Source organism: Mesorhizobium sp. M9A.F.Ca.ET.002.03.1.2 (assembly GCF_003952365.1).
In the GTDB taxonomy this organism is placed as follows: Bacteria; Pseudomonadota; Alphaproteobacteria; order Rhizobiales; family Rhizobiaceae; genus Mesorhizobium.
In genome coordinates, this window is record NZ_CP034443.1 from 420,802 (window position 1) to 446,826 (window position 26,025).

A 26,025-nucleotide genomic window follows, 5' to 3' on the forward strand; every position below is an offset into this window, starting at 1 on the left:
TTGGTTCTGGAAGATATGGCGATGCGCATGGTTTTTGGTCGGCAGCTTGCGGCGGCGTCATCGTCCGGTCAGGGCGCGGCGGAGCTTGGCAACCTTCCGGAATGGAACCTCGCCGATCTCTATGTCGGCATGGACGCCCCCGAGCTGAAGCGCGACATCGCCAAGGCGGCGACCGATGCCACCAGCTTCGAGAGCCGCTGGAAAGGCACGCTCGCCGCCGAGGCGGCGCGCGGCGACGGCGGCAGGCTGGGCGAGGCGCTTGCCGCCTATGAGGCGCTGGAAGAACTGATCGGCCGGATCGTCTCCTATGCCGGGCTGGTCTATGCCGGCAACACGACGGATCCACAGCGCGCCAAGCTCTATGGTGACATTCAGGAGAAGATGACCGACGCCAGCGCGCATCTTCTTTTCTTCGCGCTGGAACTGAACCTCATCGACGATGCCGCGATCGAGACCGCGCTTGCTGCCGATCCCGCCTTCGCCCACTACCGGCCCTGGGTGCTCGATCTGCGCAAGGACAAACCGTACCAGCTCGAGGACCGGGTCGAGCAGCTTTTCCACGAGAAGTCTATTACCGGACGCGGCGCCTGGAACCGCCTGTTCGACGAGACGATGACCGATCTGCGCTTCGACATCGATGGCGAGGAGCTGACCCTGGAGCCGGCGCTGAACCGCCTCCAGCACGCCGATGGCGAGGTCCGCCGCCGGGCCTCCGAAGCGCTGGCTGCAACCTTCCGCAAGAATCTGCGCACCTTCACCCTGATCACCAACACGCTGGCCAAGGACAAGGAGATTTCCGACCGCTGGCGCGGCTTCGAGGACATCGCCGATTCGCGCCATCTCGCCAATCGCGTCGAGCGTAGCGTGGTGGATGCGCTGGCCACGGCCGTTCGTGACGCCTATCCGCGCCTGTCGCACCGCTACTACCAGATGAAAGCGCGCTGGCTCGGCATGGAGGTGATGAACCACTGGGACCGCAATGCGCCGTTGCCAGAGACCCCGCAAGCGATCATCGGTTGGGACGAGGCCAAGAACACGGTGCTTTCCGCCTATCGGCGCTTTTCACCTGACATGGCGGAGATCGCCCGGGTTTTCTTCGACCGCAACTGGATCGACGCGCCGGTCAGGCCCGGCAAGTCGCCGGGCGCCTTCGCCCATCCGACCGTGCCGTCGGCGCATCCCTATGTGCTGCTCAACTACATGGGCAAGCCGCGCGACGTGATGACGCTGGCGCATGAGCTTGGCCATGGCGTGCATCAGGTCCTGGCCGCGGGCCAGGGCGCGCTGATGGCCTCGACACCGCTGACGCTGGCCGAAACGGCATCCGTCTTCGGTGAGATGCTGACCTTCCGCTCGCTGCTGGACCAGACCACTGACAAGCGCGAGCGCAAGGCCATGCTCGCCCAGAAGGTCGAGGACATGATCAACACGGTCGTGCGCCAGATCGCCTTCTACGAATTCGAACGCAAGGTGCATGCCGAGCGCAAGAACGGCGAGTTGACATCAGACAAGCTTGGCCAGTTCTGGCTGGAGGTGCAGGCGGAAACTTGGGCCGGCGATCAAGCTGCGCGAGGGTTACGAGGTCTTCTGGACCTATATTCCACACTTCATCCATTCGCCCTTCTACGTCTACGCCTATGCTTTCGGCGACTGCCTGGTGAATTCGCTCTATGCGGTCTATCAGAATGCCGAGCGTGGCTTTCAGGAGAAATATTTTGCCATGCTGCGCGCCGGCGGCACCAAGCATCATTCCGAGCTCCTGGCGCCCTTTGGCCTTGATGCCACCGACCCTGCCTTCTGGCAGATCGGGCTTGGCGTGATCGGCGGTCTGATCGATGAGCTCGAAGCATTGGACAATTGACGTGCAGTGCTGAACATCCGGGCCGGCAGGACAGTTTAGCCGCAATGCATATTGGGGCCATTCTGTCCTCACCCAAATATTGTTCTTGAATAACTCTCCATGGAATTTTTCCGTTAGCTTTCCGGAAGCTGTATGGTAGCGTCCGCCTCAAGCTCAGTCGGGGCATGCGGCTCAGGCCAGGGGAAAAATCTCAGGCCGGTCACGGCGTTTCGGCGAATGCGACAGCGGCCGTTGGCCATGGCAGGAAAAGCCGGTCGCCGACAGCTCGATTTAAGCCGGCTGTTCCGCGAACAGCGGAGCCACCATTGAATGGTCCTTGTGCCAAGGTCACCTCCTCCAGGCCACGGCGGATGGATCGGACTGGAGAGAAAGACAATGGGCACTTTTTTCTACATGCTCCTGGCGTTCCTTGTAGGTGTGTTGGTTGGCTGGTTCATCTGGGGACGCCTGCGTGGCGAGCTCGACAGCCTGCGCGGTGACTTGGACCGCACGCGCAGCGAGCGCGACAGGCTGCGCGCCGACGCCGGCCGCCTGACCGGTGAGCTGGACGTATGCCGCGGCGCCCGCGCCGACCTGGAGCGACAGCTGGGCGAGGCGCAAGGCGCCAAGGCCGGCGCGACAAAGGCAGCAATCCCGGCACCGTCGGCATTGATGTCGACATCCGCGCCTGCCAAGACTGGGCCTGCCAAAACTGGGTCCGCCAAGACTGGGTCCGCCAAGACTGGGTCGGGCAAGTCCACGCCGGCCGGGACCACGTCCAAGAAACCGGCGGCCGCCACGGCGGCAGCCGCGCCAAAGGCAAGTGCATCGAAAGCGGCTGCGTCGAAAACGAGCGCCACAGCCAAGAAGGCCGCGCCGGCGGCAAAGAAAGCGGCCGCGGGCAAGGCAACAGCGGCAGCAGCTGATAAAGCCGACAGTCTGCGTCGCTTGATCGGCATCGGCCCGGTCAACGAGCGGAAGCTGCACGGCCTTGGCGTCAGGACCTACGCGCAGATCGCCGCCTGGACGGCGACGGATATCAAGCGGATCGAAGACGTTCTCGAGTTCGACGGCCGCATCGAGCGTGAACGCTGGATCGAGCAGGCGAAACTGCTTGCCGCCGGCGACGAGAAGGAGTTCGCGCGCCGCTTCCCGACCGCAGGGACCGCGAGCAACACCTGAATTGCTGCCGGCATCGAGCACATGACAGGCTGGCGGCGCCCTCGAGGTGCCGCCAGTTTGCTTTTGGACCTACAGCGCCGCGCGTCCTTTTGGACGCGCGAAGGACGCTGTAGCACTTTTGAAGCTGCGCATGATCCTTTCCGAAAATCGATTCCGATTTTCGGGGTCATGCGCTAGGCTGTCTTTGCGTCTTGAGGCGCCGCTCTCTCGATTGCGCGCGATCAAGCCCCCATATAGAGCGATAGCTGGCGCCATCGATCGCAGCATCCGAGTCCCATGTCCCTGCCCTCTGCAATCTTCCGGAATGATGAGCGCGCGCATCAGCTCGTCTTCGACCATCCGGCCGGCACCATCGTGGCGCATGAGGCGCAGGATTTCCTCCCGGCGCTGGAAATCGCGCAGGCCGCGCATGACGCCGGCAAATGGCTGGCCGGATATTTCTCCTACGAAGCCGGCTACCTGCTCGAGCCGAAGCTCGTTCCGCTGCTGCCGGGCGGACGCCGCGCCCCGCTTGTCTGCCTGGGCATCTTCGACGCGCCTGTCGAACAGGCGGTCGTGCGCGGCAACGCGCCGGCGACCAATGGCCCGATCTTCGACGCAAGGGCCGCCTGGTCTTCGGAAGATTACGCAAAACGCTTTGCGCGGCTCCACAATCACATTCGCAAGGGTGATTGCTATCAGGGCAATCTGACCTTTCCGGTTCATGCGCGATGGTCGGGCGATCCGCTGGCCGCCTTCGACGCGCTGACCGAGCGCCAGCCGGTGAAATACGGTGCGCTGATCGCGCTCGGCGATCCGGTCGTTTTGTCGCGTTCGCCGGAACTGTTCTTCGAGATCGATGCCGAAGGCATGATCGAAACCCACCCGATGAAGGGCACCGCCCCGCGCGGCGCGACCAAGGCTGAGGACGAGCGGCTGAAGGTTTTTTTGTTGAACGACGAGAAGAACCAGGCCGAGAACCGGATGATCGTCGATCTCCTGCGCAATGACATCTCGCTGATCACCGAGGTCGGCACGCTGGAGGTGCCGGAGCTTTTCCGCATCGAGAGCTACCCGACCGTCCACCAGATGGTGAGCCGTGTGCGGGCCAGGCTCTTGCCCGACCTCACCATCCGCCAGATCTTCGCTGCGCTGTTTCCATGCGGGTCGATCACCGGCGCCCCGAAAATCCGCGCCATGGAAATCCTGCACGATCTGGAAGCCACGCCGCGCGACGTCTATTGCGGCGCCATCGGCTGGATCGCGCCCGGCGGTACGATGCGCTTTTCGGTGGCGATCCGCACCATCTCGCTCTTTTCCAATGGCGAGGCGGTCTACAATATCGGTGGCGGCGTTGTCTTCGATTCGACGGCCGAGGAGGAGTATCAGGAGTGCCTGCTGAAAGCGCGCTACGCGACGGGAACACCGCCGATTTCGAGCTGATCGAAACCATGCGCTGGCAGCCGGGCCAGGGCTTCCTTCGTTTCGACCGCCATCTTGCACGCCTTTATGGCTCGGCAGCAGAACTGGGTTTTGCCTGCGATCCGCAGAAGGTCGGCGAGGCGCTCAGAAACGCCGTCGACCGGCCTGATATCGCCTTGCGCACACGCCTCGTCCTGTCGCGCAGCGGCAAGGTGACGGCCACGGGGCTGCCCTATGAGCCGCACGCAGCCGACAAAGTGTGGCGGCTGCAACTGGCGCGGGTGCGGCTCGATTCGAGCGACACGCTGTTGCGCCACAAGACGAGCCGCCGGGACATCTATCAGCGGGCGCGCGCCGAATATCTGATCAGCCGGGCCGACGAGGTGCTGCTGGCCAACGAGCGTGGCGAAATCTGTGAGGGCACGATCACCAATCTCTTCGCCGATTTCGGCGACGGCGCGCTGGCGACGCCGCGGCTCGATTGCGGCCTGCTGCCTGGCGTATTGCGCGGCGAATTGCTGGATGAAGGCCGCGCCCGCGAAGCAATCTACACCTTGGACGATCTGAAGTCGGCCAAGGCGCTGTTCGTCGGCAATTCGCTGCGTGGATTGATCCCGGCGCGGCTGGGCTGATGCGCGACCGAAAAGGCGCCGGACGACACGCCGAGGCCTGTGTCTCAAGCATGGTTTTGCAGTTGGAGAAGATGCGTCCGGCGCGAGAAAGAATGGGCCGGACGCGCGGCGGCCGCTTGGGAGGAACGACTATTCGCCTTCGTGGGTCTGACCGGAGCCGCCGACGGAAACGATGGTGCCTGTCTGAAGCGCCTCCCCGCAATTGCAGCCGACGATGGGAGGCCACGCCGGATGCCGCGGAAAGCGAAAAAACCGATCGTGAGCTTCGCTCATCCACGGTTTCGGCCTTAACCACGTAGCCAACGCAGCGTAGCCGCGGTTGGCGCTTTTCGCTGGTTTATGACAATGATCTGTGGTTGTAGCGCTTGGCCGTCCGGCGAGACGGCCCGGCTTTTCAGCCTGTTTGAGGGAGTAATCGATAAAATGGCGAATGAAAACTGGCCCGTTTACGGTGAGATCACCGGCCCTGTCGTGATGATCGGCTTCGGTTCGATCGGACGGGGAACGCTGCCGCTGATCGAGCGCCATTTCAAATTCGACAAGTCGCGCATGACCGTCGTCGATCCACGCGATACCGACCGCAAGCTGCTCGACGAGCGCGGCATCACCTTCATGCAGGATGCTGTGACCCGGAAGAACTACAAGAAACTTTTGACGCCGCTGCTGACCAAAGGTGGCGGCCAGGGCTTTTGCGTCAACCTGTCCGTCGACACCGGCTCAGTGGATTTGATGCGGCTCTGTCGCAAGCTGGGTGTGCTTTACATCGACACCGTCGTCGAGCCATGGCTCGGCTTCTATTTCGACGCAAAGGCCGACAATGCCAGCCGCACCAATTATGCGCTGCGCGAATCCATGATCGAAGAAAAGCACACGCGCCCCGGTGGGGCGACCGCAATCTCCACCTGCGGCGCCAATCCGGGCATGGTCTCCTGGTTCGTCAAACAGGCGCTGGTCAATCTCGCCACCGACCTCGGGCTGGAATTTTCCGAACCGGCCCAGCACGATCGCGAAGGCTGGGCCAAGCTGATGAAGAAGGCCGGCGTCAAGGGTATCCACATCGCCGAGCGCGACACACAGCGCACCAAGAAGCCCAAGCCGATGGACGTGTTCTGGAACACCTGGTCGGTCGAAGGCTTCATCTCGGAAGGCCTGCAGCCGGCCGAGCTCGGCTGGGGCACGCATGAGACCTGGATGCCGAAGAACGCCAAGAAGCACCAGCATGGCTCGAAGGCCGCGATCTTTCTGGAGCAGCCGGGCGCCAACACACGTGTGCGCAGCTGGTGCCCGACGCCCGGACCGCAATACGGCTTCCTGGTGACGCACAACGAGTCGATTTCGATCGCCGACTTCTTCACCCTGCGCGGCAAGAAGGGCAAGGTTCAATATCGCCCGACCTGCCACTACGCCTACCACCCTTGCAACGACGCCGTGCTGTCGCTGCACGAGATGTTCGGTGCCGCCGGCAAGGCGCAATCCGTGCATCACGTGCTCGATGAGAACGAGCTGGTCGACGGTGTCGACGAGCTCGGCGTGCTGCTCTACGGCCATGACAAGAACGCCTATTGGTACGGCTCGCAGCTATCGCTGGCGGAGGCGCGCAAGCTGGCGCCGTATCAGAACGCGACCGGCATGCAGGTCACGTCTGCAGTGCTGGCGGGCATGGTCTGGGCGCTGGAAAATCCCGAGGCCGGCATCGTAGAGGCCGACGAGATGGACTACAGGCGCTGCCTGGAAGTGCAGTCTCCCTATCTCGGGCCGGTCAAGGGCCACTACACCGACTGGACGCCCCTCGATAACCGCCCTGGTCTGTTCCCGGAAGACCTCGACAAAAACGACCCATGGCAATTCCGCAACATCCTCGTCCGATAGTGCAACATCCCCGCTCGATCGTTATATCTCGCTGTCTTGCAATCACCCGGAAATCGGGCGATTGAAGAGGGGCGGACCGATAAGAGGATTTTGATGATGACGATTGCGCGCAAATTGCTTTCAGCTGGCTTTGCCGCGACCACTGCCGTCGTCCTGGCAGCGTGCACCACCGCCGCCCCGGGCGGGCCGCCAGTGGCCACGCGGAGCGCGGTCGAAGGCTCGTGGATCGACGCGCAAGGCACGGGCCTGTCGACCTTCGCTGCCGGCAGCTTCAACACCGTCGCCACCGACACCGGCCAGAAACTTTCCGACGGCAGCTATACCATGACCGGCGCTACCTCGGTCGAGATCCATGGCACCTCACTGATCCGCCAGACACCGATCAGCTTCAACTGCCTGCTGATCTCCACTTCCCAGCTTAATTGCACCAGCGCGAGCGGGCAGAACTTCGTGCTGACGCGACGCACCTGAGCCCATACGGAACCGCTTTCGCAAAGCACGGCGGCTGGAGGGCCGCCGTGTTTTTTTGCGCCGGCAAAGCTGACCCGATTCTGCTTGCATGAGCCGACACGCGATGTGAGCATGGACAAAAAGCTGGCTGTTATGCTCCAGTCAAGCAGAGGGGTTAAACACCTCTGCGCATGACCCCGAAGATCGGAATCGATTTTCGCTGGGGATCATGCGCAAAATCAAATTGGCACAGCGTCCCTGCGCGTCCCAAATGATGCGCGGCGCTGTACTCAGGTCATCGGGGAGACGAAGATGAAAAAGATCGCCGCCATTGCCGCCCTGTCGGCGTCCGCGCTTGGCCTGTCGGCCGGCGTGTCCTTTGCCGACTACACGCTGAACATATTGCACATCAACGACTGGCACAGCCGCATCGAAAGCAACAACAAATATGAATCGACCTGCTCGGCCGAAGAGGAGACCAAGGGCGAGTGCATCGGCGGCGCGGCGCGACTGATCACGGCGATCGCCCAGGAGCGCAAGAAGCTGGAAGGCCAGAACGTGCTGCTGCTCAGCGCCGGCGACAATTTCCAGGGTTCGCTCTTCTACACGACCTACAAGGGCAAGACCGAAGGCGAATTCCTCAACCAGATGAAATTCGATGCCATGGAGCTCGGCAATCACGAGTTCGACGATGGCGAGGCGGCGTTGGCGCCGTTCCTGGACATGATCCAGTTTCCGGTGCTCGGCGCCAATGTGAAGGCCGACGCGCAATCCAAGCTCGGCGACCGCGTGAAACCGTCGATCGTTGTCGAGGTCGGGGGCCAGAAGATCGGCATCGTCGGCGCGGTCACCAACGACACGCCGGAGCTCGCCTCGCCAGGCCCCAATGTCAAGATCGAGGACGACGTCAAGTCGATTACAGCCGAGGTCGAGAGGCTGAAGGGAGAAGGCGTCAACAAGATCATCGCGGTCACCCATATCGGCTATAAGCGCGAGCGCGACGTCATCGCCAAGATCCCGGGTGTCGACGTGGTGGTCGGCGGCCACAGCCATTCGCTGCTGTCCAACACCGACCCCAAGGCGGAAGGCCCCTACCCGACGATGGTCGACAATCCGGACGGCTACAAGGTGCCGGTCGTCCAGGCGGCGTCCTATTCGAAATATCTCGGCGAGTTCAAGGTCGTGTTCGACGACGACGGCGTCGTCAAGCAAGCCAGCGGCGACCCGATCCATCTCGACAAGTCGATCACGCCAGATCCCGCGGTGCTTGCCCGCATCAAGGAACTCGGCGCGCCGATCGAGGCTTTGAAGAACAAGGAGGTCGCAGAAGCCACCAAGACGATCGACGGCAGCCGCGAGAGTTGCCGCACCCGCGAGTGCGAGATGGGCAATCTCGTCTCTGACGCCGTCCTCGATCGCGTCAAGGATCAGGGTGTCGAGATCGTCATCTCGAATGGCGGCGGGCTGCGCGCCTCGATCGACCAGGGAACCATCACCATGGGCGAGGTGCTGACCGTACTGCCGTTCCAGAACACGCTGGCCACCTTCCAGATTTCCGGCAAGGATCTGGTTGCCGCGCTCGAAAGCGGTCTCAGTCAGATCGAGGACGGCGCCGGGCGCTTTCCGCAGGTTGCCGGCCTGAAATATTCATTCGACAAATCGGTTGCCCCGAATGCCGGGCGCGTCAAGTCGGTCGAGGTCATGGAAGGTGGCGCGTGGACCCCCATCAATCCGGACAAGGATTACCTGGTCGCCACCAATAACTATGTGCGCCAGGGCGGCGACGGCTACAATATCTTCGCTGAGAAGGCCAAGAACGCCTATGACTATGGTCCGGGTCTCGAACAGGTGGTCGCCGATTATCTCGGCGCGCATCGGCCCTACACGCCGAAGCTCGAGGGCCGCATAACCGAGATCGCCGCGGCGGAACCGGCAGCTCCGGCTGCGGAACCGGCCCAGGAACCGGCAAAGCCGACCGAGCCGGCAAAACCGGCCGAGACGGCTCCAGCCGCAACTGCGGAGCCGGCGATGCCCGAACTGCCGATGGGTTCGGGCGACATCGCCACGACGCCGCCGGCCGTCCCGGCGGAACCCGCCCCGGCAACGCCGGCACCTGCCGAGCCCGCAAAACCAGCCGAGACGGCGCCTGCGGCCACGGAAACGGCCAAGCCCGCAGAGGCTGCGCCCGCGCCTGCCGAACCGGCCGAGGCGATGACGCCGGCTGAAAGCAGCCACGTGATCGTTGCCGGCGATACCTATTGGGATCTGGCGGCAAAAGCCTACGGCGATGGCGCCAAGTGGAAAATGATCTCCGACGCCAACGAGGGCTACAAGCCGCGCCGGCTGCCCATCGGCGCAACCTTGACCATACCGCCCGCCGCGAAATAGCCCGGCAGCCGGAATTCGAGAGCACCCGCCCGAGAAACGGACGGGTGCGGCTTTTTCAAGGTGCGGCCAGACGCTGCATTGAAAACAGGCGCGGCATCGCTAGTTTCGCGCGGTGTCCGGAGAACCGCTATGACGCTTGATCCCAAAGCCGCGAAGGCCCTCGGCCCGCTGCCGGCAGGACAGCCGCCGGTGGGCGCGGGCAGGATCGGCGTCATGCTGATCAATCTCGGCACGCCCGACGGCATCGAGTTCAAGCCGATGTGGCGCTATCTCAGGGAATTCCTGTCCGATCCGCGCGTCATCGAGCTCAACAAGGCGATCTGGTATCCAATCCTCTATGGGCTGGTTCTCACCACGCGTCCCAAGAAGTCGGGCGCCAACTATGCCAGGATATGGAACCGGCAGCGCAACGAGTCGCCGCTGCGCACCTACACCCGCACCCAGGGCGAAAAACTCGCCGAGGCGCTGCGCGACCTGCCCGATGTCGTCGTCGACTGGGCGATGCGTTACGGCAATCCGTCGACCGAGAGCGTGGCCAAAGGGCTGGTCGCGCAAGGCTGCGACCGCATTCTTTCTTTTCCGCTCTATCCGCAATATTCCGCGACCACGACCGCGACCGCCAACGACCAGTTATTTCGCGCGCTGATGAAGATGCGCCGCGCACCGGCGATCCGCAGCGTGCCGCCCTATTATGCCGAACCGGTTTATATCGAGGCGCTTGCACGTTCGATCGAGCGCCACCTGGCGACCCTCGATTTCGAACCGCAGGTGGTCATCGCCTCCTATCACGGCATTCCGAAACCCTATTCCGACAGGGGCGACCCCTATCAGGCCCATTGCCTGGAGACGACCCGGCTGCTGCGCGAAAAGCTCGGCTGGGACGAGAAGAAGCTGATCACAACGTTCCAATCGCGTTTCGGGGCGCAGGAGTGGCTTCAGCCCTACACCGACAAGACGGTCGAGAAATTGGCCGGAGAAGGCGTGAGATCGATCGCCATCGTCAATCCGGGCTTTTCTGTCGACTGCATCGAGACGTTGGACGAGATCGGCAGGGAGGCGGCCGAGACCTTCCATCATGCTGGCGGCGAGAAGTTCGCGCACATCCCTTGCCTCAACGACAGCGCCGAGGGCATGGCGGTGATCGAGGCCATGGTGCGGCGCGAACTCTCGGGCTGGATCTGAAGGACGGAGCAGCCACCTTCGATCGCGCCGTTGCAGCTGTCTACGCACCGGCAATCCACAATCACCTGATTGTAACATTTCTGAAACACACTTAAGTGTTTGGTGAAGTCGGTTGCGTCGAACGTCTACCGCATCGGCCTGAAATTCGGAATCGATTTTCGGGAGGAGCGGTGCGCAGCTATAAAGAGTAAGTGCGTACTTTGTGCGTCCAGTATACGCACGTCACTCTAAAGTGGCCGGCATCTGAGGGAGAGCCAAATGGATTTCAGTGGTTTCGATATCGCGCTTCTTGTTCTTGTCGCTCTTGTCGTGCTCGTGCTTTTCAAGGGCATCCGAACAATCCCGCAAGGCTACAATTATACCGTCGAACGCTTTGGGCGTTACACCAGGACATTGAGCCCCGGCCTCAACCTCATCGTGCCGTTCGTCGACCGCATCGGCGCCAAGCTGAACATGATGGAGCAGGTGCTCGACGTTCCGACCCAGGAGATCATCACCCGCGACAACGCCACCGTTGGCGTCGACGGCGTCGCCTTCTACCAGGTGCTCAACGCCGCACAGGCCGCCTACCAGGTTGCCGGCCTCGAGAACGCCATCCTCAATTTGACGATGACCAACATCCGCACCGTGATGGGCTCGATGGACCTCGACGAGCTTTTGTCGAACCGCGACGCCATCAACGAGCGCCTGCTGCGCGTCGTCGACGAGGCGGCGCATCCCTGGGGCATCAAGATCACCCGCGTCGAGATCAAGGACATCAACCCGCCGGCCAATCTTGTCGAATCGATGGGTCGCCAGATGATGGCCGAACGCAACAAGCGCGCGCAGATCCTCGACGCCGAAGGCCTCAAGCAGTCGCAGATCCTGGAAGCCGAGGGCCGCAAGGAAGCCGCCTTCCGCGACGCCGAGGCGCGAGAACGCTCGGCCGAGGCCGAGGCCCGCGCCACGCAGGTGGTGTCGGAGGCGATCTCCAAGGGCGACGTGCAGGCGCTCAACTACTTCGTCGCGCTGAAATACACCGAAGCGCTGACCAGGATCGGCTCCGCCACGAACAGCAAGGTCGTGCTGATGCCGATGGAAGCTTCATCACTGATCGGCACGCTCGGCGGCATCGGCGAGATCGCCAAGGAAGTCTTCGGGAGCGAAGGCACTGCCGCACGGCAAGCCTCACGCCCGCCCGTGGTTCGCCCCAGCCAGACCTGAGGCCGATCCCATGTTCGACCGCATCGTTTCCGAACTCGGCCCTTGGACTTGGATGGTTCTCGGCTTCATTCTCCTCGTCATGGAGGTCATCGCGCCGGGCATCTTCATGCTATGGATCGGCATCGCCGCGCTGCTGATCGGTGCAGTCTCCCTGCTCATCTGGGACGCAGGTTTCTGGACCTGGCAGGTTCAGGTTCTCGCCTTCCTCGCGATGTCGCTGGTTTCAACTTATGTCGGCAAGAGATTGGCGGGCGGGCGCCATGACCCAACCGACCAGCCGCTGCTCAACCGCCGCGGCGCACAAATGATCGGCAGGATGGCGACGCTTGCCGAGCCGATCAAGGACGGGCGCGGCCGCATAAAGCTCGGCGACACGATATGGCGCGTCTCCGGCCCTGATCTGCCGGCCGGCACGCAGGTGCGCGTGACGGGCGCGGCCGATACCGATCTGGAGCTGACGGTCGAGGCGGTTTTGAGCTGAATCCAGGGTGTGTTGAGATTCAGGTCAGGCCGAGTCGAAAACGATAGTTTCCGAGAACCGGCCTACGCCGGCCGTAGCCTTCATAGGGCGGAGGCGCTTATGAGGGCTACGGCCGGCGTAGGCCGGAGCGGAGCGTACTCCCAAGTACGTGAGCACCGGAAGCGCAGGAAACCGGCGTTCGCAGGCCGGCATCACCTGAATATCGACGCACCCTAGGCCGCGCCGATGCGCAGCAGGTCATGCAGATGGACAAGTCCGATCGGCCGTCTGCCCTCGACCACCATCAGGCTGGTGATGGCTGAAGTGTTAATCGTCTGCAGCGCCGTCGCCACCAGCGTGTCCGGCCCGGCCGTCTTCGGCTCCTTGGTCATGACCTGATCGACGCTCATCGCCAAAAGATTGCTGCCGATGTGGCGCCTGATATCGCCGTCGGTGATGATGCCGATCAGCGCACCGTCCGCGGCGGTGATTGCCACGCAGCCAAACCCCTTGCGCGACAATTCGAGGATCGCCTCGCGCATTCCAGTGCCGGAAGGCACCAGCGGCAGCCTGTCGCCGACATGCATGATATCGCGGATCTGCGTCAGATTGGCGCCAAGCTGCCCGCCCGGATGGAAGGTGCGGAAATGATCCGGCGTGAAGCCGCGCGCTTCGAGCAGCGCGATGGCCAGCGCATCGCCGACCACCAGTTGCAGCAGCGTCGATGTCGTCGGCGCAAGGCCATGCGGACAGGCTTCAGGCGCGCGCGGCAGCAAAAGCACCACATCGGCCTCGCGCGCCAACGCCGATCTCTCTCCGGCGGTGACCGCGATCAGCGGAATCGAGAAGCGCCTGGAATAGGCGATGATGCCCTTGAGCTCCAGGCTCTCGCCCGACCACGACATGGCGATGATGGCATCGTCCCTGGCGATCATGCCGAGGTCGCCATGATTGGCTTCGGCAGGATGGACGAAGAAAGCCGGCGTGCCGGTCGAGGCGAGCGTTGCTGCGAGCTTCGAGCCGATATGGCCGCTCTTGCCGACACCGGTGACAATGACGCGGCCCTCGATTTGCGACACCATGTCAACGGCGCGCGCGAAAGGCTCGGTCAATCCGTCTTCGAGCGCGGCCGCCAGCGCCGCGATACCGGCTTGCTCGGTCGCTACCGTTCTGAGCGCCGAGGCGATCGAAGCTTGCCCGTCGGGCCGCTTCCTGTCTGGGGATTCCGCATGCATGGCTGATGCGATTAGCGCTTTGGCGCGCGCCTGTCCAACGGAATTGCCACCCGGCAAGGGCCGATGAGCGACCGCCTCAACCCTCCGTTAACCATCCCCATTTACGGTTCGGTAAGTATGGCGCGCGTGCGCCGCGCAAGCAGTGGTGGCGATGTCCGGTGCCCAGCCTGAAAAGAACAGAAGACGAAGCGGCAAGGCGGTCTGCGCCTTGCTGCTGGCGACCAGCGTCTTCGCCCTGCTGCGGCCAGCACAGCCCTATGCTCAGGTAACCGAGCTGCGCCGTGAGGTTTCGGAATCGGCAATTCTGGACGACCAGCAGCGCAAGACCAGGCAATTGAGCATGGCCAGCGCCCAGGATCAGACGGCACAGGCAGGCGCAATCACTCAGAGCAATGCGCCGGCGCCCACCTATCAGCCGGCCAGCCCGGGCGCCGGACTGGATGAAGACACATCGCCCGCGACCGGCAGCATTTTCGATTCGCCGGAAACCACCGACGATCCGTTCGCCGACACCCCCGCTCCCGTCCCGCGGCGCCGGCCATCGAGCGCAAGGCAACGCGCGGCCGATCAAGACGAGGTCGACGCCGCCGAGAAAAAAACCGCCGCCAGGACTTTAGCCACGACGGATGACACCGCCGAGACGGACCAGGACGCCATCAATCGTCGTGCCGTGACCATCGATTCCGCCGACAGGCAGAAGCTCGATCCGGGCGCCGAGCGCGCCGAAGCCATCGAAGGTCGGGACAAGAGGGCCGAGGACGACCCGTTCGCCGCCACCGGCATCAAACTCGGCTCCTTCGTGATCAGGCCGACGCTCGAGCAAGGTCTGACGGCGTCGTCGAATGCCGATTCGAGCAGCGAGGGCAAACCGGCCCTGCTGTCGGAAACGACGCTGCGCTTCAATGCCATCTCCGACTGGCGAGAAAACTCAGCTGTCATCGACGGCTACGGCACCTTTCTCAAGACCATATCGGGCGACGAGATTCAGGAGGCGCGGGGCCGTGTCGAGGGCACACTCAATGTCGACCTCGACAACGATCTGCGCGCCATCGCCAAGCTCGGTTACGAGGCGGCGCCGGAATCGGCTTCGTCGCCGGTCGTCATCGAAGGCACCGTCGAGCAGCCGGTGCGCCAGACCATCAACGGCAGCCTCGCCGTCGAGAAGGATGCCGGCAAGATGCGCTTCGCCCTGACCGGCGCGGTCGCACGCGACATCTATGGCGACGCCGAGCTTTCGATGGGCGGATCGCTGTCGCAGAAGGAGCGCGACTCGACGCTTTATACCGCCACCTTGCGCACCGGCTATGAGATTTCTCCCGCCATCACCCCCTTCACCGAGGTCGAAATCGGCCGCCGGCTCTATGATTTGCGCGTCGACCCTAATGGTTTCGAACGATCCTCGACGCGGCTTGGCGTTCGGGCCGGCGCCGAACTCGACCTCGGCGAGAAGCTTGCCGGCGAATTCTCGGCCGGCTGGCTGCGGGAGGCGATCGACGACGATCAGCTGCCGGCGATTTCAGGTGCCACGGTGAACGCCGACCTCAAATGGTCGCCGGAACGCGGCACCACGATCGGCCTTACCGGACAGACGATCGTCGAGGGCACGACGACCGCTGGACAAAGCGGCGACATCCTTTATTCCGGCCGCCTCACCGGCGAGCGGGAAATCCGCGCCAACCTGACCGGGAACGCGGCTTTGGGCGTGGACTGGCGCGATTACATCGGGTCCGACGGCCATGATCTGACGCTGAGCGCCGAGGCCGGGCTGACATGGTGGCTGAACCGGTATACCGGGCTGACCACCCGCGCCAGAACTGAAAAACAGACCAGCAACCTGGAGGGCCGCGACTACACGGCCCACAGCATCTTCGTCGGGGTGACGCTGCAGCGGTAAAGCAGGCCGCTCAAGGCTTGGGTGCAGGACAATCGCTTCAGATTGTATACGGCCCTCGCCCTGTTGTCGGGCTGTGTGACTGAAGTCAGGCCGGAATCCCCTGAATACAGTAAATCCTACACCGCCGCGTCCCGCTGCTCCGAGGGCTGGAGCTCGTCGAGAAGCTTGCGGATGACGCCCGCCATGTTCCCGTTCACGTCTTTGCGCCACAGTGCGAAAGCGACATTGGCCTCGACAAAGCCTTCCGGAGAGCCGCAATCGAACGTTCGTCCCTTGTAATGGTAGCCATAGAATGGCTGCTGCTGCTTCAGCTTCAGCATCGCATCGGTGAGCTGGATCTCGTTGCCGGCGCCCTTTTCCTGGTCTTCGAGGATTTTGAATATCTCCGGCTGCAGGATGTAGCGTCCGTTGATGTAGAGATTGGAGGGTGCTGTGCCGGTCTTCGGCTTCTCCACCATGCCGGTGATGCGGAAGCCATGATGCGTATCTTCGCCGCGGCCGACGATGCCGTATTTATGGGCCTCGGCGGGATCGCATTCCTGGACCGAGATGATGTTGTTGCCGGTCTCGGCATAAAGCTCGACCATACCCTTCATGCAGCTTTTCTCCGATTGCATGATCATGTCGGGCAAAAGCAGCGCAAATGGCTCGTCGCCGACGAGCTCGCGGGCGCACCAGACGGCATGACCAAGGCCAAGCGGCACCTGCTGACGCGTGAAGCTGGTCTGCCCCGGCGAGGGTTGCAGCCGTTGCAAGCGGGCGAGCTCGTCGTCCTTGCCGCGCTGGGCAAGCGTGTCATAGAGCTCGAACTGGACGTCGAAATGGTCCTCAATGACCGCCTTGTTGCGGCCGGTCACGAAGATGAAGTGCTCGATGCCGGCTTCGCGTGCCTCGTCGACCACGTATTGGATGACTGGCCTGTCGACGACGGTCAACATTTCCTTGGGTATGGCCTTGGTGGCCGGGAGAAACCGCGTACCAAGACCGGCAACCGGGAAAACTGCCTTGCGAACTCTCTTCATGCTGTCAATTATCCGCTTGTAAGACTGTTCGGCAATCCCGTTACGAGACATTTTCGCGCCGGAATCGAGGATTATGGAACGGCAAGTCAGAAATTCCGTAGTGCGTAAAGCGCCAACGCATCTTTTCGTTCCCAACGGCACCTATGGTAAACCAAATGCTAACCGGGTTCGGCGATGAATGATCTTCCTGTGATCAAGAAGGAGGAAAAGATGTCCGTCCGCAATGCCGCAAAGCGCTTCACAAGCGTCGTTGCGGCCGCCAGCCTTTCGCTCGCCTTGCTGATGCCCGCCGGACCTGCTTTTGCCGATGCCGGTTTCCGGCAATGGGTGGCGAGCTTCCGCGCCACCGCGGTGCAGAACGGCGTGTCCGGCGCCGTTTACGACCGGGCATTCCAGGGGATCAGCGATGCCGACCCGGTGGTGTTGGAAAAGGCGCGTTATCAGCCCGAATTCACCGCGCCCGCCTGGGACTATTTCGACAACCGCGTCCATGATCAGTCGGTCGCTGTCGGCCAGCAGATGGCGAGGAAGTGGAAGCCGTGGCTGGACAGGATCGAGGCCAAATACGGCGTCGACCGCTACATCCTGCTGGCCATCTGGTCGATGGAATCGAACTACGGCGAAATCCTCAAGCGCGACGACGTCATGCGCAATGTCGTGCGTTCGCTGGCAACGCTTGGCTATGCCGACCGCAGACGATCGAAATTCGCCCGCACCCAGTTGATCGCGGCGCTGAAGATCCTGCAAAGGGGCGACATCGACAAAGGCCACCTCAGCGGCTCATGGGCCGGCGCCATGGGCCATACCCAATTCATTCCCACCAGCTACCAGGCCTATGCGGTCGACATGGACGGCGACGGCAGGCGCGACATCTGGAATTCGATTCCCGATGCGTTGGCAACGGCCGCCAATCTGCTCAAGAAGAACGGCTGGCAGGCCGGCAAGACCTGGGGCTATGAAGTCAGCCTTCCCGCGGGCAGGAAGTTCCCGGCCGGATCGAAGTCACTGTCGCAGTGGCAAGCGCTGGGTGTCACGCGTGTCAACGGCAAGCCGTTCAAGAATGGCGCGGAAAAGGCCACGCTGAAGGTGCCGGACGGCCGCAACGGTCCGGCTTTCCTGATGATCAAGAATTTTTCGGTCATCAAGCGCTACAACAACGCCGACAAATACGCGGTTGCCGTTGGCCTTCTTGCCGACCAAATCGCCGGCTATGGTGGGCTTGTGCAGGACTGGAAGCGGCCTTTCACGAAGCTCACCTTCGAGGAGAGGCAGGAGCTTCAGCAGCGGCTTTCCCAGTACGGTTACTATGACGGCAAGTTCGACGGCAAGATCGGCGAGGGATCGAAAGCCGCCATCAAGGCCTTCCAGGCGAAGGCCGGCTTGACCCAGGACGGACATCCGAGCATGGAAGTGCTCAAATGGCTCAGGCAGAATTAGAGCCCTCGTAGGGGCTGGCCCAGAGCCGCTCAAGGGATGGAGAGGGAGATTGGTTTCGGCTGCGCGTATCCGGGTGATCCTTCGCCGCGTGCCGATCCTGATTCTGGCCGTTGCCGTTTTGGCCGTCTGCACTGCCGCCGCCTTTCACACGCCGGCCGTGGCGCAGGAAGAACAAAGGCGTGGCTGGTCGCTGCGTGACCTGTTGTTTCCGCGCCGATACGAGCGGGTGGAGCCGCCGCCGCAGATCCAGAGGGCCAGGCCGCGAAAGCCAAAGGCAAAAAAGCCCCGCGCTGCGCAGCGGCGGCCGGCTGAGCCGACAACCCCGATTGTCGAGAAGGCGCCGGATGCCCACACCGTCCTGGTGGTCGGCGATTTCATGGCGAGCGGCCTCGCCGAAGGTCTGGATGTCGCCTTTGCCGAAAGCACCAGCGTCAGGATCGTTGCTCGCAGCAACGGTTCGTCCGGTTTCGTGCGTGACGATTTCTACAACTGGCCCGAAGAGATCACATCGCTGATCGAGGCCGAAAAACCCGCGGCCGTGATCGTCATGCTGGGCTCCAACGATCGGCAGCAAATGCGCGTGAACGACGAGCGCGAACAGCCGCGATCCGAAGCCTGGACCAAGGAATACGAACGCCGGGCCGAGGCGTTCGGCAAAGCCATTGCATCGGCCAAAGTGCCGTATCTGTGGGTCGGCATGCCGGCATTCAAAGCGCCGAAGATGACCTCCGACATGCTGGCCTTCAACGACATCTACCGCTCGGCGGCCGAAACGCATGGCGGCGAATTCGTCGACATCTGGGACGGGTTCGTCGACGAGGACGGTGCCTTCGTCACCAGCGGGCCTGATATCAATGGCCAGCCGGTGCGGCTGCGCACCGACGACGGCATCTACGTGTCGACGGCCGGTAAACGCAAGCTCGCCTTCTATGCCGAAAAACCCTTGCTGAAAATCCTGGGAATAACTGCGCCCACGGGTACGCCGGCAGCCTATGCGCCAGCGGGCGCTCCCGTCGAGGCGCCGGCCGCGCCCATTGCAGTCGATCGCACCGTACCGATGCTGCTCAGCGATCCGGCGCTCGATGGCGGTTCTGAACTTCTCGGCGCCGCCCCGCCGGCAAAAACGGACAAGAATTTGCCCGGCGAAAAGCTCATCGTCGAAGGCAAGGCATCAGATGCATCGCCCGGCCGCGCCGACGATTTTTCCTGGCCGCCCAGGCCGCAACCTGCGGCGTCAGCCGCAACCAAAACGACCCCGGCGATCAGTCCGTAGACCTGGCCCAGGCCCGGCACCGGAAGGGCAGAAAGCGTCTTTCGATCGCCGCGGGAATGGAGTTCGAGACAGACATTCAGCGTGGTAGCACGCTCGATCCCATCAACGCCTCGTCGATCGAACGCGCCGCCTGCCGGCCCTCGCGGATCGCCCAGACGACCAGCGACTGGCCGCGGCGCACGTCGCCTGCCGCATAGAGCTTTTCGACGCTGGTCCTGTAGTCGCGGTCATTGGCCTCGACGTTCTTCGAGCGGCGGCTGTCGATGGCGATCTTCATCTGGCCGTCCAGTTCCGACACCGGTCCGACGGTGGCCGGCCCGGCAAAGCCGATGGCGATGAAGGCGAGATCCGCGCGGATGACGAATTCCGTGCCGGCGATCGGCTTGCGCTTTTCGTCGACCTCACAGCATTTGACGCCGGTCAACTGGCCATCCTCGCCGATGAATTCGAGCGTCGCCACCTGGAATTCGCGCTCGGCGCCTTCGGCTTGCGAGGACGAGGTGCGCATCTTCGTTGCCCAGTAAGGCCAGACCGTGAGCTTGTCTTCCTTTTCCGGCGGCTGCGGCCGGATGTCGAGCTGGGTGACACGCACGGCGCCCTGGCGGAACGCGGTGCCGACGCAGTCGGAGGCAGTGTCGCCACCGCCGACGACGACCACATGCTGGCCGCCGGCGACGATCGGCGGCGAGGGCCACGCCACCGACTGGATCGGCTCGCCGCCGATGCGCTTGTTCTGCTGCACCAGATAGGGCATTGCGTCATGCACGCCGTCGAGATCGTCGCCGGGAATGTTGGCCGGGCGCGGCGTTTCCGAACCGCCGCAATACAGCACCGCATCGTATTCGGCGAGCAGCTCCGCCACCGGCTTGTCGACGCCGACATTGACGCCGCAATGGAAGCTCACGCCCTCGCCCTGCATCTGCTCGATACGCCGGTCGATATAGTGCTTCTCGATCTTGAAGTCGGGGATGCCGTAGCGCATCAGCCCGCCCGGCCGGCTCTCGCGCTCATAGACGTGGACGTCGTGGCCAGCCCGGCCAAGCTGCTGGGCGGCCGCCATGCCGGCCGGCCCCGAGCCGATGACCGCGACACGCTTGCCGGTCTTCTTTTCCGGCGGATAGGGCCGGATGTGACCGGTTTCATAGGCCTTGTCGGCGATCGCCTGCTCGATCGTCTTGATGGCGACCGGAATGTCCTCGAGGTTCAGCGTGCAGGCTTCCTCGCAAGGCGCTGGACAGATGCGGCCGGTGAATTCCGGGAAATTGTTGGTCGAATGCAGGTTGCGGATCGCGTTGTCCCAGTCGCCATTGTAGACGAGATCGTTCCAGTCCGGGATCTGGTTGTGGACCGGGCAGCCGGTCGGCCCGTGACAGTATGGAATACCGCAATCCATGCAGCGCGCGGCCTGTTTCTCGACCTCCTTGTCCGACATCGGCAGCGTGAACTCGCGAAAATGCCGGATGCGGTCGGAAGCCGGCTGGTACTTGTGCACCTGCCGGTCGATCTCAAGAAACCCTGTTACCTTGCCCATAGTCCAGTCCCTGCTGTCCAGTGGCGCGCTCAACGACGCACCCGTTAGCCTCATAAGGCAGCCATGGCAACCTTCAGTTCGAGGCCAGGATTGTTGATGAAGGCGTCGACCGGGAAGCCTGGCTTCCCGGCAACTCCCAAAGCCTATTCCGCCGCCACGCCCATGCGCATGCGTTCCATCTCGATCAGCGCGCGACGGTATTCGACCGGCATGATCTTCCGGAATTTCGGCCGGAAAGTCGCCCAATTGTCGAGGATCTCGCGGCCCCGCACCGAACCCGTGTAGTGGACGTGGTTCGAGATCAACTGATAGAGCCGCTCCTCGTCATGGCTGGTCATGTCGCCGGACACGTCGACGCGGCCTTTGTGGTCGAGGTCGCCGCCATGATGGAGCAGTTTTTCCATCAGGTCGTCTTCTTCGGGAACGGGTTCCAGTTCGACCATCGCCATGTTGCAGCGCTCTGCGAAATCGCCCTTCTCGTCGAGCACATAGGCGACGCCGCCCGACATGCCGGCGGCGAAGTTGCGGCCGGTCTGGCCAATGACGACGACGATGCCGCCGGTCATGTACTCGCAGCCATGGTCGCCAACGCCTTCGACGACGGCGGCCACGCCGGAGTTGCGCACCGCGAAACGCTCGCCGGCAACGCCGGCGAAATAGGCCTCGCCCTCGGTCGCGCCATAGAGCACGGTGTTGCCGACGATGATGGACTCAGCCGCGACGATCTTGGCCTCTTCCGGCGGACGGATAACGATGCGCCCACCAGACAGGCCCTTGCCAACGTAGTCGTTGCCAGCGCCGATGAGTTCGAACGAGATCCCGCGCGCCAGGAAGGCGCCGAAGGACTGACCGGCGGTGCCGGTGAGCTTCACCGAGATCGTGTCCTCGCGCAGGCCCTTGTGCCTGAAGCGCTTTGCCACTTCGCCGGACAGCATGGCGCCCGTCGAACGGTCGACATTGCGGATCGGCAGCTCGATGCTGACCGGCTGCCTGGCTTCGAGGGCCGGTTTGGCCAGTTCGATCAGCTTGCGGTCGAGCACGTCGTCGATCGGATGCTTCTGCCGCTCGGTCCAGTGCACCGCCTTGTGCGGGGCATCCGGCTTGAAGAACATCTTGCTGAAATCGAGCCCGTGCGCCTTCCAGTGCTGGATCAGCACCCGCTTTTCCAGGAGATCGGTGTCGCCGATGATCTGGTCGAGATGGGTGTAGCCCATCTCGGCGAGCAAGGCGCGCACCTCTTCCGCCACATAAAAGAAGAAGTTGATGACGTGTTCGGGCGTGCCCTTGAAGCGCTTGCGCAAGACCGGGTCCTGCGTCGCGACGCCGACCGGGCAGGTGTTGAGATGGCATTTGCGCATCATGATGCAGCCGGCCGCGATCAGCGGCGCGGTCGAGAAGCCGAATTCGTCGGCGCCGAGCAGCGCGCCGATGACGACGTCGCGGCCGGTGCGCAGGCCGCCATCGACCTGCAGCGCCACGCGCGACCTGAGGCCGTTGAGCACCAGCGTCTGATGCGTCTCGGCAAGGCCCATTTCCCATGGGCTGCCGGCATGCTTGAGCGAGGTCAGCGGCGAGGCCCCCGTGCCGCCGTCATAGCCTGATATGGTGATGTGGTCGGCGCGCGCCTTGGCAACGCCGGCCGCAACCGTGCCGACACCGACCTCGGAGACCAGCTTGACCGAGACATCTGCCGCCGGATTGACGTTCTTCAAATCGTAGATGAGCTGCGCCAGATCCTCGATCGAATAGATGTCGTGATGCGGCGGCGGCGAGATCAGGCCGACGCCCGGCGTCGAGTGCCTGACCTTGGCGATGGTGGCGTCAACCTTGTGGCCGGGCAGCTGACCGCCCTCGCCGGGCTTTGCGCCTTGCGCGACCTTGATCTGCATCACGTCTGAGTTGACCAGATATTCCGCCGTCACGCCGAACCGACCGGAGGCGACCTGCTTGATCGCCGAACGCTCGGGGTTCTTGCCGCCGCCCGGCAGCGGCAGGTAGCGGTCGGCCTCTTCGCCGCCCTCGCCGGTGTTCGACTTACCGCCGATGGCGTTCATGGCGCGCGCCAGCGTCGTATGCGCTTCCCTGGAGATCGAGCCAAAGGACATCGCTCCGGTCGAGAACCGCTTGACGATATCGGCCGCCGGCATGACGTCGTCGAGCGCGACCTTCTTGCGCCCGGTTTCTTCCGCGAGCCTGATCTTGAACAGGCCGCGAATGGTCTGGGCGCGGGCCGTCTCGCTGTCGATCTGAGTGGAATAATCCTTGAAGGTGTCCCATGAGCCCTGGCGCACGGCGTGCTGCAGGGTGGCGACCGCATCGGGCGACCACATATGCGCCTCGCCGCGCATGCGGAACATGTATTCGCCGCCGACCTCGAGGCTGTTGCGCAGTACCGGGTCCTCGCCGAAGCCGTCGGTGTGGCGGCTGACCGTCTCGGCCGCGATCTCGTCCAGCCCGACGCCTTCGATCAGCGTTGCGGTGCCGGTGAAATACTTCTGCACGAAATCCGACTTCAGCCCGATCGCATCGAAGATCTGCGCGCCGCAATAGGACTGGTAGGTTGAGATGCCCATCTTGGACATCACCTTGAGGATGCCCTTGCCGATCGACTTGATGTAGCGGGAGACAACTTCATAGGCGTCGACTTCCGCCGGCAGCTCACCACGCTTGTGCATGTCGAGCAATGTGTCGAAGGCCAGGTAAGGATTGATCGCCTCGGCGCCGTAGCCGGCAAGGCAGCAGAAATGATGCACCTCGCGCGGTTCGCCGGACTCCACGACCAGACCGACGGAGGTGCGCAGTCCCTTGCGGATCAGATGGTGGTGAACGGCCGCCGTCGCCAGCAGCGCCGGTATGGCGATACGGTCCGGCCCGAGCTGACGGTCGGACAGGATGATGATGTTGTAGCCGCCGGCGACCGCCGCTTCCGAGCGCTCGCACAGCCGGTCGATGGCGCCTTGCATGCCGGCGGCGCCCTCGTTCGATCCATAGGTGATGTCGATCGTCTTGGTGTCGAAACGGTCCTCGGTGTGGCCGATCGAGCGTATCTTTTCGAGATCGCCATTGGTCAGGATCGGTTGGCGCACTTCGAGCCGCTTGCGGCGTGAATTGCCGACGAGATCGAAAATGTTGGGCCGCGGCCCGATGAAGGATACCAGGCTCATCACCAGCTCCTCGCGGATCGGATCGATCGGCGGGTTGGTGACCTGGGCGAAATTCTGCTTGAAATAGGTGTAGAGCAGCTTCGATCTGTCCGACATCGCCGAAATCGGCGTGTCGGTGCCCATCGATCCCACTGCTTCCTGGCCGGTGGTCGCCATCGGCGACATCAACAGCTTGGTATCTTCCTGGGTGTAGCCGAAAGCCTGCTGGCGATCGAGCAGGCTGACATCCTTGCGCAGCGCGCGCGGCTCGACCGGCTTCAAATCTTCCAGGATCAGCTGCGTGTTGGCGAGCCAGTTCTTGTAGGGGTGCCTGGTCGCGATCTCCGACTTGATCTCCTCGTCGGAGATGATGCGGCCCTTCTCCAGGTCGATCAAAAGCATGCGGCCAGGCTGCAGCCGCCACTTCTTGACGATCCGCTCCTCCGGCACCGGCAGCACGCCGGCCTCGGAGGCCATGATGACGCGGTCGTCGTCGGTGACGATGTAGCGCGCCGGGCGAAGCCCGTTGCGGTCGAGCGTGGCCCCAATCTGGCGGCCATCGGTGAAGACGACCGCCGCCGGCCCGTCCCAAGGCTCCATCAGCGCGGCATGATATTCATAGAAGGCCTTGCGATCGGCATCCATGAGCTTGTTGCCGGCCCAGGCTTCCGGGATCAGCATCATCATGGCGTGGCTGAGGCTGTACCCGCCCTGAAACAGGAATTCGAGCGCATTGTCGAAGCATGCGGTGTCGGACTGGCCGTCGTAGGAGATCGGCCAAAGCTTCGAGATATTGTTACCGAACAGCTCGGAGTCGACGGACGCCTGGCGCGCCGCCATCCAGTTGTTGTTGCCGCGCACGGTGTTGATCTCGCCATTGTGGGCGACCATGCGATAGGGATGCGCCAGCTTCCACGACGGGAACGTGTTGGTCGAGAAGCGCTGGTGGACCAGGATCAGCGCGGTCTCAAAACGCGGATCGATGAGGTCCTTGTAGTAGGCCCCGACCTGATAGGCCAGGAACATGCCCTTGTAGACGATGGTGCGCGCCGACAGCGACACGCAGTAAGAGCCGATGTCCTTGTTGTCGTTCTCGGCGTAGATGCGGCCCGATATGACCTTGCGCAGCAAATAGAGCCTGGCCTCGTACTCCTCGTCGTCGGTAATGTCTGACGTACGGCCGATGAAGACCTGCCGGTGGAACGGCTCGGATGCCACGATATCCGGAGCCTTCGACAGGGACGAATTGTCGACGGGCACGTCACGGAAACCGATCAACGGAAGTCCCTCGGACTGCGCCGATTCGGCGATGATGTCCTCGATATGGGCGCGAAGTGCTGCGTCCTGCGGCATGAACCAGTGTCCGACGCCGTACTGACCCGCCGGCGGCAGCTCGATGCCCTGGGCTGCCATTTCCTCGCGGAAGAAACGGTCTGGAAGCTGCACCAGAACGCCGGCGCCATCGCCGACAAGCGGATCGGCGCCGACGGCGCCACGATGCGTCAGGTTTTCGAGCACGGCAAGACCGTCCTGGACGATCTGGTGCGACTTCACGCCCTTCATGTTGACGATGAAGCCGACGCCGCAGGCATCGTGCTCGTTGCGCGGATCGTAAAGGCCTTGGGCGGCGAAACCGGTATCGGTTCGCCCAATATTGGTCAGGCCAGTGGTGATGGACCGATTTTTGACGGCTGGCGCTTTCGTCTGCGCGGCCGGGCCGTTCGTCGCAGATGGCGTCACTTCCGTCATCATCCTGTCCTCCGTTCCGCGCCCCTTAGGGCGCTGGCTTCCATCGGGAAGCGCATGGGCTTCCCTCTCATCCTTGCGGCACGTCTTGCGAAATCCTTGCCGAACCAGGTGGCTTTCCACATGGTTCGCATCCG

16 protein-coding genes and 1 pseudogene are annotated in these 26,025 nt (G+C 63.1%); 13 read left to right on the forward strand and 4 right to left on the reverse strand.

Features of this window, described 5'->3' with window-relative positions:
* Positions 1-21 precede the first annotated feature (21 nt).
* The 10 genes and pseudogenes from EJ066_RS02115 to EJ066_RS02160 all read left to right on the forward strand — a co-directional run bounded on the left by EJ066_RS02115 (position 22) and on the right by EJ066_RS02160 (position 12,628).
* Positions 22-1,861 (forward strand): annotated as a pseudogene (locus tag EJ066_RS02115) (M3 family oligoendopeptidase).
* A gap of 375 nt (positions 1,862-2,236) precedes the next feature.
* Positions 2,237-3,022, forward strand: a complete 786-nt coding sequence (locus tag EJ066_RS02120) for a proton-conducting membrane transporter (RefSeq protein WP_126034593.1) — start codon at positions 2,237-2,239, stop codon at positions 3,020-3,022.
* 276 nt (positions 3,023-3,298) lie between these two features.
* The gene (locus EJ066_RS02125; protein WP_126034594.1) at positions 3,299-4,444 is read left to right on the forward strand and encodes an aminodeoxychorismate synthase component I; all 1,146 of its coding nucleotides are present in this window, start codon (positions 3,299-3,301) and stop codon (positions 4,442-4,444) included.
* Positions 4,393-5,055: an aminotransferase class IV family protein gene (locus EJ066_RS02130; protein WP_126034595.1), complete on the forward strand. Its 663-nt coding sequence runs from the start codon at positions 4,393-4,395 to the stop codon at positions 5,053-5,055. The genes EJ066_RS02125 and EJ066_RS02130 overlap by 52 nt, the downstream gene beginning before the upstream one ends.
* Before the next feature lie 423 nt (positions 5,056-5,478).
* Positions 5,479-6,924, forward strand: coding sequence for a homospermidine synthase (locus EJ066_RS02135; RefSeq protein WP_126034596.1), 1,446 nt, complete (start codon positions 5,479-5,481; stop codon positions 6,922-6,924).
* A gap of 96 nt (positions 6,925-7,020) precedes the next feature.
* Positions 7,021-7,395: a hypothetical protein gene (locus EJ066_RS02140; protein ID WP_126043717.1), complete on the forward strand. Its 375-nt coding sequence runs from the start codon at positions 7,021-7,023 to the stop codon at positions 7,393-7,395.
* Between the two features lie 291 nt (positions 7,396-7,686).
* Positions 7,687-9,762, forward strand: coding sequence for a bifunctional UDP-sugar hydrolase/5'-nucleotidase (locus EJ066_RS02145; RefSeq protein WP_126034597.1), 2,076 nt, complete (start codon positions 7,687-7,689; stop codon positions 9,760-9,762).
* Between the two features lie 129 nt (positions 9,763-9,891).
* Positions 9,892-10,944 carry a ferrochelatase gene (hemH, locus tag EJ066_RS02150; RefSeq protein WP_126034598.1) on the forward strand — a complete coding sequence of 351 codons (1,053 nt, stop codon included), beginning with the start codon at positions 9,892-9,894 and terminating at the stop codon, positions 10,942-10,944.
* A 258-nt stretch (positions 10,945-11,202) separates the two neighbouring features.
* Positions 11,203-12,147 (forward strand): SPFH domain-containing protein, encoded by a 945-nt coding sequence (locus EJ066_RS02155; protein ID WP_126034599.1) that lies wholly within the window; start codon positions 11,203-11,205, stop codon positions 12,145-12,147.
* A 10-nt stretch (positions 12,148-12,157) separates the two neighbouring features.
* Entirely contained in the window at positions 12,158-12,628 is a 471-nt protein-coding gene (locus tag EJ066_RS02160; RefSeq protein ID WP_126034600.1) for an NfeD family protein, read from the forward strand.
* A 212-nt stretch (positions 12,629-12,840) separates the two neighbouring features.
* Here EJ066_RS02160 and EJ066_RS02165 read toward each other — a convergent pair whose 3' ends face one another.
* Entirely contained in the window at positions 12,841-13,842 is a 1,002-nt protein-coding gene (locus EJ066_RS02165) for a KpsF/GutQ family sugar-phosphate isomerase (RefSeq protein WP_126034601.1), read from the reverse strand.
* Between the two features lie 151 nt (positions 13,843-13,993).
* On the opposite strand from EJ066_RS02165, the gene EJ066_RS02170 reads away from it, so the two are divergent.
* The gene (locus EJ066_RS02170; protein WP_126034602.1) at positions 13,994-15,736 is read left to right on the forward strand and encodes an outer membrane beta-barrel protein; all 1,743 of its coding nucleotides are present in this window, start codon (positions 13,994-13,996) and stop codon (positions 15,734-15,736) included.
* A gap of 116 nt (positions 15,737-15,852) precedes the next feature.
* Here the strand turns inward: EJ066_RS02170 and galU are convergent, their stop codons facing one another.
* Positions 15,853-16,767, reverse strand: coding sequence for a UTP--glucose-1-phosphate uridylyltransferase GalU (galU, locus tag EJ066_RS02175; RefSeq protein ID WP_189644505.1), 915 nt, complete (start codon positions 16,765-16,767; stop codon positions 15,853-15,855).
* A 201-nt stretch (positions 16,768-16,968) separates the two neighbouring features.
* Here galU and EJ066_RS02180 point away from each other — a divergent pair, with 201 nt between their 5' ends.
* Together EJ066_RS02180 and EJ066_RS02185 are read left to right on the forward strand one after the other, a co-directional pair.
* A complete protein-coding gene (locus EJ066_RS02180) occupies positions 16,969-18,195 on the forward strand; it encodes a lytic murein transglycosylase (RefSeq protein ID WP_126034604.1) in 1,227 nt (408 codons plus the stop codon).
* Between the two features lie 49 nt (positions 18,196-18,244).
* Entirely contained in the window at positions 18,245-19,468 is a 1,224-nt protein-coding gene (locus tag EJ066_RS02185; protein WP_126034605.1) for a DUF459 domain-containing protein, read from the forward strand.
* A 76-nt stretch (positions 19,469-19,544) separates the two neighbouring features.
* Here EJ066_RS02185 and EJ066_RS02190 read toward each other — a convergent pair whose 3' ends face one another.
* Entirely contained in the window at positions 19,545-20,999 is a 1,455-nt protein-coding gene (locus EJ066_RS02190) for a glutamate synthase subunit beta (protein ID WP_126043718.1), read from the reverse strand.
* 143 nt (positions 21,000-21,142) lie between these two features.
* The gene (gltB, locus tag EJ066_RS02195) at positions 21,143-25,891 is read right to left on the reverse strand and encodes a glutamate synthase large subunit (RefSeq protein WP_126043719.1); all 4,749 of its coding nucleotides are present in this window, start codon (positions 25,889-25,891) and stop codon (positions 21,143-21,145) included.
* Positions 25,892-26,025 lie beyond the last annotated feature (134 nt).